The organism is Pseudomonas sp. 14P_5.3_Bac1 (assembly GCF_025466135.1).
Classification (GTDB): domain Bacteria; phylum Pseudomonadota; class Gammaproteobacteria; order Pseudomonadales; family Pseudomonadaceae; genus Aquipseudomonas.
This window is the reverse complement of the sequence record NZ_JANLOF010000041.1, coordinates 23556-32864: the sequence shown is the minus strand read 5'-3', so window position 1 is coordinate 32864 and position 9309 is coordinate 23556. Positions and strand designations below refer to the sequence as shown.

Sequence of the window (9309 nt, the reverse complement as noted above, 5' to 3'; positions counted from 1 at the left end):
AGCAAAAACACGCCCCCAACCCCCCCCCCCCCCCCCCCCCCCCCCCGCTCCCACATTTTGAATCGCTGTGTGCCAGTCACCTGCAATTTTTAGATAGCCCCAACGATTTTCTGATTTGCTCCCCTCCCCCCTGCGTGGCCTGATTCGCCCTTGTCTCTTCAAGGTCCACCCATGGAAAACGTTCGCGCAACGCCCACCACCGCCGTCTGGCTGATGATCAGCGTCGTACTGGTCGCCCTTAACCTGCGCCCGTCGATGGCCGCCGTCGGTCCGCTGTTGTCATCGATTCGCGGCGATGTGCCGTTGAGTTTCAGCAGCGCCGCCCTGCTAACCATGCTGCCGGTCATGGCCATGGGCCTGGCGATGTTCTTTGGCATGGGCCTGGGTAAACGCGTTGGCGAGCACCGCAGCATTGTGCTGTCGCTGCTGGTGATTGGCTTGGCCACGCTGTCGCGACTGTTTCTGGATTCGGCGCCAGGCTTGATCGTCAGCGCCATCGCTGCCGGCGTCGGTATCGCGATGATCCAGGCGTTGATGCCGGCGCTGATCAAGACGCGCTTCAGCGCCAACGTCTCGCTGTTCATGGGCCTGTACGTCACCGCCATCATGGGGGGGGCGGCACTGGCCGCTTCGTTCGCGCCGCTCGTGCAGATGCAGACCGGCAGCTGGCGTGTCGGCCTGGCCATCTGGGCGGCGCTCGCGTTATTGGCGCTGGTGTTCTGGTACGCCCAGCGTTCGGCAATGCCGCCACTGCCCCAGGCCGCCGGCGGCGCGCAGGAATCGTTTTTCGGCAATCGTCGCGCGTGGTTGCTGGCGATCTTCTTCGGCCTGGGCACCGCCTCCTACACCTGTGTGCTGGCGTGGCTGGCGCCCTACTACGTGGAGCAGGGCTGGAGCGAACAACATGCCGGCTTGCTGCTGGGGTTCTTGACCGCCATGGAAGTCGTGTCCGGCCTGATCACCCCGGCCATCGCCAACCGCCGCCAGGATAAACGCGGGGTAGTCGCGGTGTTGCTGGTGCTGATCATCTGCGGTTTCTGCGGCCTTATTCTCAGCCCTCAATACCTGAGCCTGCTGTGGCCTTGCCTGCTGGGCCTGGGCATTGGCGGTCTGTTTCCGATGAGCCTGATCCTGTCCCTCGACCACTTGGACAACCCGCGCCGCGCTGGTGGCCTGACCGCGTTTGTGCAAGGCATCGGCTACCTGATTGCTGGCCTGTCGCCACTTATTGCCGGGATGATCCGCGACCAACTCGGCAGCTTCGAATGGGCCTGGTGGTCACTGACCGCCGTGATAGGGGTGATGCTGCTGATCGTCACGCGGTTCAATCCAAAGCATTACGCACGACATATCCGCTGACGTCGTATTGCCAACATTTTTTGTCCCACACCAAACATAGAAACGCCCTACAGAGCTTTCTATTGGCACGACCGTTCCGTTAAGCTTTTGCCCTTGTCGCGCGCTGCCTCAGTGCCAAGGCTTACCGGATGGAACGGATGCTAAACAGTAATTTGCTCAGAAAGCTCGATATGCAGGACTTGATGGTGTTCATCGCCGTCTACGACCAGAGCAGCGTTACCGAGGTGTCTGAAACGCTGTTCGTCAGCCAGTCCACTGTGAGTTACAGCCTGAAGAAACTGCGCACCAGTTTCGAGGATGAGCTGTTTATCAACACGCGGGCAGGCATGCGGCCTACGTACAAAGCCACGACCATGTACGGGCATGTGCAGAAGATCCTCGAGAGCATCAACCTGTGCCACGCCGGTGGCCAGGCCTTCGACCCGACGCAGAAGGCCGTGACCTTCAATGTGTGTGCGCCGGAGTACTTTGAGCAACTGATCCTGCCGCGCCTGCTGAAGAACTTCGACCGCGCCGATCTGCCAGTGATCGTCAATGTGCAAAAGCTGGAAACCGAGATTCCCGCCGAGGACTTGCGCGAAGGTCGCCTCGACCTGGTGATTTGTTTCGGCCCGAACTTTCACCGCGCCCACAAAGACTTCAAGGCCCAGATGCTGCTGGAAGATGATTTGGTGTGTGTGTTCGATAAACGCGCCACACCGCGCGAGCCGGCGTTCAGCCTGCAATCCTTCGTCGAGCGGCGCCACGTGTTCCCCACGCCCTGGACCTCCCACACCAACATGATCGACGGTTGGCTGGCCCGCCAGGCCCACAAGCGCCAAGTGGTCGCCAGGGCCAACAGTTACAGCGCCGCGTTGAAGATGATCACCGGCACCGACTTCATCGTCACCCTGCCGCGCCGTGTGCAAAAGCTCTTGGCGCCCGCCAGCGTGTTTGGCCATTGCGAGGCGCCCAACGGGCTGCCGGGGTTCACCCTGGACATGCAGTGGAACGAAACCAGCGGCCAGGACAGCGCCAATACCTGGTTTCGTGAGCAAGTGGTGAAGGTCTGCGCCGATCAGGGGTTGTTGTAGCCCTCAGCCAATCGCGACCTTGCTGTAGGAATCGCGATCCATATCCACCAGCAAGACGCTGAGTTGAACCTGAATATCCGCCGGCCATTCGCCCTGGTCCTGCAACGCCGCCAACAGGCTTTCCGACAGCTGCTTCTTGACCTGCGGCGAGCGCCCGCTGAGCAGTGACAGCTTCAGCGCAATAAACCCGCGCGGGTTGAGTGAGGTGCCGACCTGGAACGTCTCAACCTTGACGGCGCGGCTTTTGATATCGAACTCGGAACCGAACTGCCCGGACGCCATCAGCACATTGTTGAGCCGCAACAGGGTTTTCTCGACGGCCAGGCCGGTCAGATTGGCGGTGTATTCCAGGTGCAGATGCGGCATGAAAAGCTCCGAATAGTTGTAGGAAAAAGAGCGATACATATAGCACGCAGCCGAACCGAATCAGAACGCTTTCAGTGTGAAACTTCGATCAGGCTGCGCAGCGCACGGTTTTCCCAAACGGCTACGATCACCAGCACCGCCGTGGTCAGCGCGCCCAGCACCAAGGCCGAAAACACCTGCTGCAACCCAAGCGGCAACACCACCAGCAACATCAGCAACCCGCCGAGGTGCGACAGCGGTGGCAATGACCGGTCACTCATGACCCACTTGAACAACGCGCTGCCCAATAGAAACAACCATGGGCCGGCGATGATCGCCACCACGCTGGCCTGGCTGGCGTGGCCCGGATGCACCAGCACCAGTTCGTCGGCCACCGCGCTGACAATGATGCCGGCGACAATCAACACGTGCAGGTAGGTATAGGCAATCCGCGCCTGGCGGCCCGGGTCGGCAGAGCTGGCAATGCGGTGATGGGCGCGCTCGGCGCCGCTGTCGAAATAGATCCACCACAGCGCAATGCTGCCCACCACCGCTACCAGGAATGCGCCCAGGCCTTCCAAGCTCCAGGGCAATTGGGCAAAGGTGGCGCCGGTCACCAGCAATGATTCGCCAAGGGCAATGATCACAAACAGGCCGCAGCGTTCGGCCATGTGGTTGCCTTCGACGTTCCAGTCCGCCAGGGTCGAACGCCCCAGGCCCGGTACCCAGAAATACACCGACGGCGATATCAGTTCGATCAACAGCGCCAGCGCCCAAAAGGCCAGCCGTTGTTGACCGTCGAGCAGGCTGCCGGTGATCCAGAACACGCCGGAACACAGCATCCACGCCAGGATTCGCTGAAAATTGCGAATCATGTTCAGCGACTCGCCGCGCACTGCCCACAACGCAAACAGCGTGCGTCCTACCTGCATGAATACGTACGCGCCGGCAAACAGTACACCTCGGTCGGTAAAAGCCTTGGGAATCGAGGAAGACAGCAGCAGACCGGCCACCATCAAGCCGAACAGGCCGAGGCGGATCGGGATTTTTTCCGGATCGAGCCAGTTGGTGATCCACGACGTGAAGATCCATACCCACCACACCGCGACCATCATCAGCGCCACCTGCACCGCCCCGCCCAGGGTCAGGTGAGCCAACAGCGAATGGGACAATTGGGTCACGGCGAACACGAACACCAAGTCGAAAAACAGCTCGACCATGCCGACTTTGCCACTGTCATGACTGCCGCGCCCACGCAGCAAGGAACGGGATGGAATCATCGGTGGCACTCCCTGAAGGGGTTATCTCAAGATTTTGTCGCCAGCACCGGCAGCATGTCGCGCTCGCTCATGAACGCCTCCAGCCGCGAGCGCATCCAGCGTTCCGCCGGGTCGGTGTCGACGTGGCTGAGCCAGACCATGGACAAGTCCAGCGTCGGCGTTTCGAACGGAAAGGGCTCGCAAAACAGGTTGCCGCCAGCGGCCATGGCCTGGGCGGTGTAGTCCGGCAAGCTGGCGATCATGTCAGTGCCGGCGAGCAGCGCCGGCAGCGCACTGTATTGCGGCACCGACAGCACCACATGGCGCTTGCGGCCAATTTCGGCCAGCCATTCATCGGCAAACCCGGACACGTTGGCGGTGTGGGACACCAGCACATGAGGGCGTGCGCAATATTCGTCGAGGGTCAGCGGTTTATCCGAGGCGTCGGCGCGCAACAGGCAGGGGCGGATATGCCGCAGCAGTTTACGTTTGGCGTTCGCCGGCAGGCCGCGGGTCTGGGTGATGCCGACGGTGATATCGCCGGACGCCAGCAGATCAGGAATGCGCCAGTAATCTACGTGCTGCACCACGAACACCACCAACGGCGCTTCCTGGCGCAACGCCCGCAGCAAGGGCGGCAGCAGGCCGAACTCAACGTCATCGGACAAACCGATGCGAAAGGTCATGGTGCTCTGGGTGGGGTCGAAATCGTGGGTCAGGCTCAGGGCCGACGACAGTGAATCCAGGGCCGGCGACAGGTGCTGAATGATCTCCTCGGCGCGCGCGGTGGGTTCCATACGGTGGCCGACGCGAATAAACAGTGGGTCATTGAACAAGGTGCGTAAACGGTTGAGAGCCGAACTGATGGTCGGCTGACCGAGAAACAGCTTCTCCGCCACCCGCGTGACATTGCGCTCGAGCATCAGTGCTTCGAAGACCACCATCAGGTTGATGTCGGCCTTGCGTAATTCATTGCGATTCATCGGCACCTGCCCCTTTCCCCAAGACAAGCCGCAGTTTAGAAAGCCCGCGGGGCTGCGTCTATGTGAACACTGTTCATCCGGCGGCTTTGGGATTATAAATCAGCGCTTGAAGGCCGCAGGAACACCATCGTGCTGTTCATTATTGCCTTGGCCATTGTGGTGGCCGGGTTTTGTCTCTGGGTAGTCAAGGGGATCGCCAACCCCACGGTGAGGACGCTGACGCGGGTGTTTGTCGGCCTGTGCCTGGCAACCGTGATCGCGTTTGTGGTGTTGGCGTGGGGGGTTCCCGTCTCCGTGCTGCTTTCATGAGCCGTTGCATTCATCCACTCTCAGCAAGGACCGCCTGATCGTGAAATTTGCCTACACCATCATCTATGTACCCGACGTTGCCGCCTCTCTGATGTTTTTCGAGAAAGCCTTCGGCTTCAGTCGCCGTTTCCTGCATGAATCGGGCACCTACGGCGAGCTTGAAACCGGCGACACCACGCTCTCGTTTGCAGCGCATGAGTTGGGCGAATTGAATTTCGACGGTGGCCATGTCCAGGCGCATGCTTCTAAAAGGCCGCTGGGGATGGAGGTCGGGTTTGTGACCGAAGACGTGTTCGTCGCCCATGCCAAAGCACTGGCCCACGGCGCGATAGAGCTGGCGCCACCCGCCACCAAGCCTTGGGGCCAGGTGGTGTCGTATGTGCGTTGCCCGGATGGCACGCTGGTGGAGTTGTGTACGCCGATCGTAGGCTGATCGTGGCGCCAATGTAGGAGCGGGCTTGTTGGCGAAGGCGGTGAATCAGTGAGCCCATTGGTTACTGACACATTGCCTTCGCGAGCAAGCCCGCTCCCACCTTTAGACTGCGTTCGCTCATTAATTCAGGGCTTGAGCGGCCGCTCCTGATCTCGCTCGGAAAGCTCGGTACCATCGTCCGGATGCTTCCAGGTCTGCGGCTTTTCCTCTTCGGGCTGTCGCCGAGGTTGCTCATGCTCGTGCTCATCCCGGTGCTCGTGTTTGTCAGCCATTGCCACCTCCCATCCGTAAGAATTGGTCACCGCTTCAAGCATAGAACAGTGGCGAGATTTTGGACGCGCACAGCGATTGATAGCCATGACGCATCAATGCATCCAAATTACTCACTTATCATTTCTAAATGTGTCAGCCACTATCCGCGGTCTTAAGCGAAACAAGCACTTTAAAAAGAACGCTGGAGACACAAAACCATGACTAGCCCTTCCCGGCCCGACTCTGCCCGCTCGAAAGTGGGTGCGGTATTCCGCGTTACTTCGGGCAACTTCCTCGAACAGTTCGACTTTTTTCTGTTCGGCTTCTACGCCACCTATATCGCCGCCGCGTTCTTCCCCGCCGCTAATGAGTTTGCGTCATTAATGATGACCTTCGCCGTGTTCGGTGCAGGCTTCCTGATGCGACCGTTGGGCGCGATCATTCTGGGTGCCTATATCGATGACGTGGGTCGCCGCAAAGGGTTGATCGTGACCCTGTCGATCATGGCCAGCGGTACGCTGTTGATCGTGTTGGTGCCGGGTTATCAAACCATCGGCCTGTGGGCGCCATTGCTGGTGCTGCTGGGCCGTTTGCTGCAAGGCTTCTCTGCCGGTGCGGAGCTGGGCGGCGTGTCGGTTTACCTTTCCGAAATGGCCACCCCGGGCCGCAAAGGTTTCTACACCAGCTGGCAGTCGGGCAGCCAACAGATCTCCATCGTGGTGGCCGCCGCGTTGGGTTACGGCCTGAACGTGTGGATGCAACCGGCCGTGGTTGCCGATTGGGGCTGGCGCATTCCGTTCGCCATCGGTTGCATCATCATCCCGTTCATCTTCGTACTGCGGCGTAACCTGCAGGAAACCGAAGAGTTCGCCAACCGCAAACATCGCCCGACCATGCGCGAAGTGCTGGCGACCCTGGTGAAGAACTGGACCGTGGTGATCGGCGGCATGCTGATGGTGGCGATGACCACCACCGCGTTCTACCTGATCACCGTGTACGCCCCGACCTTCGGCAAGACCGTGCTGCAACTGAGCACCTCCGACGCCCTGCTGGTGACCTTGCTGGTGGCCGTGTCGAACTTTGTCTGGCTGCCAATCGGCGGCACCCTGAGTGACCGTTTCGGCCGCAAGCCGGTGCTGGTGGCGATGACCGCGCTGACCGTGATCACCGCCTACCCGGCGCTGTCGTTTGTGGTCAACGCGCCGAGCTTCGGCCACATGCTGGAAACCCTGCTGTGGTTCTCGTTCCTGTACGGCATGTACAACGGCGCGATGATCCCGGCGCTGACCGAAATCATGCCGGTGGAAGTGCGCGTGGCGGGCTTCTCGCTGGCCTATAGCCTGGCGACAGCGATCTTTGGCGGTTTCACGCCGGCGATCTCCACCTGGTTCATTCACATCACCGAAGACAAGGCCTCGCCGGCCTACTGGATGATGTTTGCCGCCTTGTGCGCGCTGTGCTCGACCCTCGCGTTGTACCGCCGCGCCAATACCCGCGGGCAGGTGATGCAGGGGGCCGCATGATGAAGGAGCTGTACAAAACCCTGACCGCCCTGGCCCTCGGCGCTTTGGCGCTGACGGCCCAGGCCGAAGAGCTCAAGGTGATGACCTCCGGGGGCTTCACCGCCGCCTATAAACTGCTGGGCCCGCAATACGCCCAGCAAAGCGGCGACACCCTCGACACCATCCTCGGCCCGTCCATGGGCAAGGCGCCGGAAGCGATTCCCAACCGCCTGGCCCGTGGCGAGCACGCCGACGTGGTGATCATGGTGGGCTACGCCCTGGATGACTTGATCAAGCAGGGCAAGGTCGACAAGGCCTCGCGGGTGGAGCTGGCCGATTCGCGCATCGGCCTGGTGGTCAAGCAAGGTGCCGCCAAGCCGGCGATCGGCACCGATGCCGAGTTGAAAGCGGTGCTCAGCCAGGCCAAGTCCGTGGCGTATTCGGACAGCGCCAGCGGTGTGTATGTCGAGAAGGAGCTGTTCAAAAAGCTCGGCATGCCCGCCAAGGGCAAGATGATCGAGCGCATCCCGGTGGCTTCGGTGGTCGCCAAGGGTGAATACGAGGTGGGCCTGCAGCAGGTGGCGGAATTGCTGCCGGTGCCGGGCGTGACTTACGTCGGCAAGATCCCGGAAGACGTGCAATCGGTGACGCGCTTTGCGGCGGGCATTCCGGTCAACGCTCAACATCCGGCGCAGGCCAAGGCACTGTTGCAGTACCTGGCCTCGCCCGAGGCGCAACCGCTGGTGCAATCCACCGGGTTGGACTCGGTGTCACACTGACCGAAACGGCATCTCCCGCACCAACCGTTCCAATTCCAGCGCCGCCGGCGGCAACGTCCGCCCGCGGCGCTTGATCAAGCCCACATTGCGCATCACCTGCGGTTCCACCAGCGGCACGCTTACCAGAATCGGGTGCGTGCCCGCCGGCATCGCAATCGACGGCACCATCGCCACGCCCAGCCCTGCCTCCACCAACCCGATCATCGTGGTCACGTGGTGGGTCTCGCAAATACTCGGTTTTTTCACCCGCACGCCACGCAGCGCCTGGTCCAGCAGGAAGCGGTTGCCGGAGGTTTTGTCCACGGTGATGTAGTCGTGCTCGTAGGCCTCGGCCCAGGTCACGCTCTCGCGCTCGGCCAACGGATGATCACGCCGACAGGCCAGTACGTAGCGCTCCTGCAATAACAGTTCAAATTCCACTTCGTCGGCCAGGCTGCCACTGAAACTCACGCCAAAATCCGCCTCGCCACTTTCCACCGCGTTGCACACCTCGCCGGCGCTGGCGTCCAGCACGCGCAGGCGAATCTTGGGGTACAGCTTGTGGAATTCGGAGATCACGTGGGGCATGAAGTAGTAAGCGGTGGACGGCACACAGGCAATGGTCACATTGCCCATGCGCGTGGACGCGACATTACTGATGCCCATCAAGGCGACATCAAGGTCGTCGAGCATGCGCTCCACTTGCGGCAGGAATGCCCGCCCGACCATGGTCAGGCTGACCCGCCGCGTGGTGCGTTCGAACAACTTCACCTCGAGGGCTGACTCAAGCTTTTCGATACGCCGGCTCAGCGCCGGCTGCGAGATCCGGATGGCCTCGGCGGCGCCGCGAAAACTGCCCTTGTCTACCACGGCGCGAAAAGCCTGGAGGTCGTTGAGGTCGAAGTTGATGATCACGGGATGGGCCAGTGTGGTCGAGTTGGGGGGCATTATCGTACGGGCTGTGGTGACGCGCCATGTATGCCTGCACGGGTTTGAATTGATAACCCGGCTACAACGATCAAGCCAGTGATATAAG

Annotated in this window: 11 protein-coding genes; 6 read left to right on the top strand and 5 right to left on the bottom strand. The window is 61.0% G+C overall.

Features of this window, described 5'->3' with window-relative positions; all coding sequences use genetic code 11:
* Nucleotides 1-171: 171 nt before the first annotated feature.
* Both NTD89_RS10360 and NTD89_RS10355 read left to right on the top strand, forming a co-directional pair.
* The gene (locus NTD89_RS10360) at nt 172-1359 is read left to right on the top strand and encodes a cyanate transporter (RefSeq protein ID WP_262207437.1); all 1188 of its coding nucleotides are present in this window, start codon (nt 172-174) and stop codon (nt 1357-1359) included.
* Between the two features lie 137 nt (nt 1360-1496).
* Complete coding sequence (locus tag NTD89_RS10355) at nt 1497-2432, top strand: LysR family transcriptional regulator (RefSeq protein ID WP_242194030.1); 936 nt, start codon at nt 1497-1499, stop codon at nt 2430-2432.
* Between the two features lie 3 nt (nt 2433-2435).
* Here NTD89_RS10355 and NTD89_RS10350 read toward each other — a convergent pair whose 3' ends face one another.
* The 3 genes from NTD89_RS10350 to NTD89_RS10340 all read right to left on the bottom strand — a co-directional run bounded on the left by NTD89_RS10350 (nt 2436) and on the right by NTD89_RS10340 (nt 5019).
* Nucleotides 2436-2798 (bottom strand): 5-carboxymethyl-2-hydroxymuconate Delta-isomerase, encoded by a 363-nt coding sequence (locus tag NTD89_RS10350; RefSeq protein WP_145162947.1) that lies wholly within the window; start codon nt 2796-2798, stop codon nt 2436-2438.
* 71 nt (nt 2799-2869) lie between these two features.
* Nucleotides 2870-4057 carry a low temperature requirement protein A gene (locus NTD89_RS10345; RefSeq protein ID WP_262207434.1) on the bottom strand — a complete coding sequence of 396 codons (1188 nt, stop codon included), beginning with the start codon at nt 4055-4057 and terminating at the stop codon, nt 2870-2872.
* A gap of 26 nt (nt 4058-4083) precedes the next feature.
* Complete coding sequence (locus NTD89_RS10340; protein ID WP_106576984.1) at nt 4084-5019, bottom strand: LysR substrate-binding domain-containing protein; 936 nt, start codon at nt 5017-5019, stop codon at nt 4084-4086.
* 129 nt (nt 5020-5148) lie between these two features.
* Between NTD89_RS10340 and NTD89_RS10335 the strand changes: the two genes are divergently transcribed.
* Together NTD89_RS10335 and NTD89_RS10330 are read left to right on the top strand one after the other, a co-directional pair.
* Complete coding sequence (locus tag NTD89_RS10335) at nt 5149-5328, top strand: hypothetical protein (RefSeq protein WP_106576985.1); 180 nt, start codon at nt 5149-5151, stop codon at nt 5326-5328.
* Between the two features lie 40 nt (nt 5329-5368).
* A complete protein-coding gene (locus tag NTD89_RS10330; RefSeq protein WP_145162941.1) occupies nt 5369-5761 on the top strand; it encodes a VOC family protein in 393 nt (130 codons plus the stop codon).
* Between the two features lie 125 nt (nt 5762-5886).
* On the opposite strand, the gene NTD89_RS10325 is transcribed toward NTD89_RS10330, so the two are convergent.
* Nucleotides 5887-6033: a hypothetical protein gene (locus NTD89_RS10325; protein ID WP_242194036.1), complete on the bottom strand. Its 147-nt coding sequence runs from the start codon at nt 6031-6033 to the stop codon at nt 5887-5889.
* A 198-nt stretch (nt 6034-6231) separates the two neighbouring features.
* Between NTD89_RS10325 and NTD89_RS10320 the strand changes: the two genes are divergently transcribed.
* Complete coding sequence (locus NTD89_RS10320) at nt 6232-7536, top strand: MFS transporter (protein WP_262207430.1); 1305 nt, start codon at nt 6232-6234, stop codon at nt 7534-7536.
* A complete protein-coding gene (locus NTD89_RS10315; protein ID WP_262207439.1) occupies nt 7536-8294 on the top strand; it encodes a substrate-binding domain-containing protein in 759 nt (252 codons plus the stop codon). The genes NTD89_RS10320 and NTD89_RS10315 overlap by 1 nt, the downstream gene beginning before the upstream one ends.
* Here NTD89_RS10315 and NTD89_RS10310 read toward each other — a convergent pair.
* Nucleotides 8286-9188 carry a LysR family transcriptional regulator gene (locus tag NTD89_RS10310; RefSeq protein ID WP_106577295.1) on the bottom strand — a complete coding sequence of 301 codons (903 nt, stop codon included), beginning with the start codon at nt 9186-9188 and terminating at the stop codon, nt 8286-8288. The genes NTD89_RS10315 and NTD89_RS10310 overlap by 9 nt on opposite strands.
* Nucleotides 9189-9309 lie beyond the last annotated feature (121 nt).

Excerpts from the sequence above, each read along its gene's own strand:
- NTD89_RS10350 (WP_145162947.1), bottom strand. The coding sequence starts at position 2,798 with ATGCCGCATCTGCACCTGGAATACACCGCCAATCTGACCGGCCTGGCC.
- NTD89_RS10315 (WP_262207439.1), top strand. The coding sequence starts at position 7,536 with ATGAAGGAGCTGTACAAAACCCTGACCGCCCTGGCCCTCGGCGCTTTG.
- NTD89_RS10325 (WP_242194036.1), bottom strand. The coding sequence starts at position 6,033 with ATGGCTGACAAACACGAGCACCGGGATGAGCACGAGCATGAGCAACCT.
- NTD89_RS10360 (WP_262207437.1), top strand. The coding sequence starts at position 172 with ATGGAAAACGTTCGCGCAACGCCCACCACCGCCGTCTGGCTGATGATC.
- NTD89_RS10340 (WP_106576984.1), bottom strand. The coding sequence starts at position 5,019 with ATGAATCGCAATGAATTACGCAAGGCCGACATCAACCTGATGGTGGTC.
- NTD89_RS10345 (WP_262207434.1), bottom strand. The coding sequence starts at position 4,057 with ATGATTCCATCCCGTTCCTTGCTGCGTGGGCGCGGCAGTCATGACAGT.
- NTD89_RS10320 (WP_262207430.1), top strand. The coding sequence starts at position 6,232 with ATGACTAGCCCTTCCCGGCCCGACTCTGCCCGCTCGAAAGTGGGTGCG.
- NTD89_RS10355 (WP_242194030.1), top strand. The coding sequence starts at position 1,497 with ATGCTAAACAGTAATTTGCTCAGAAAGCTCGATATGCAGGACTTGATG.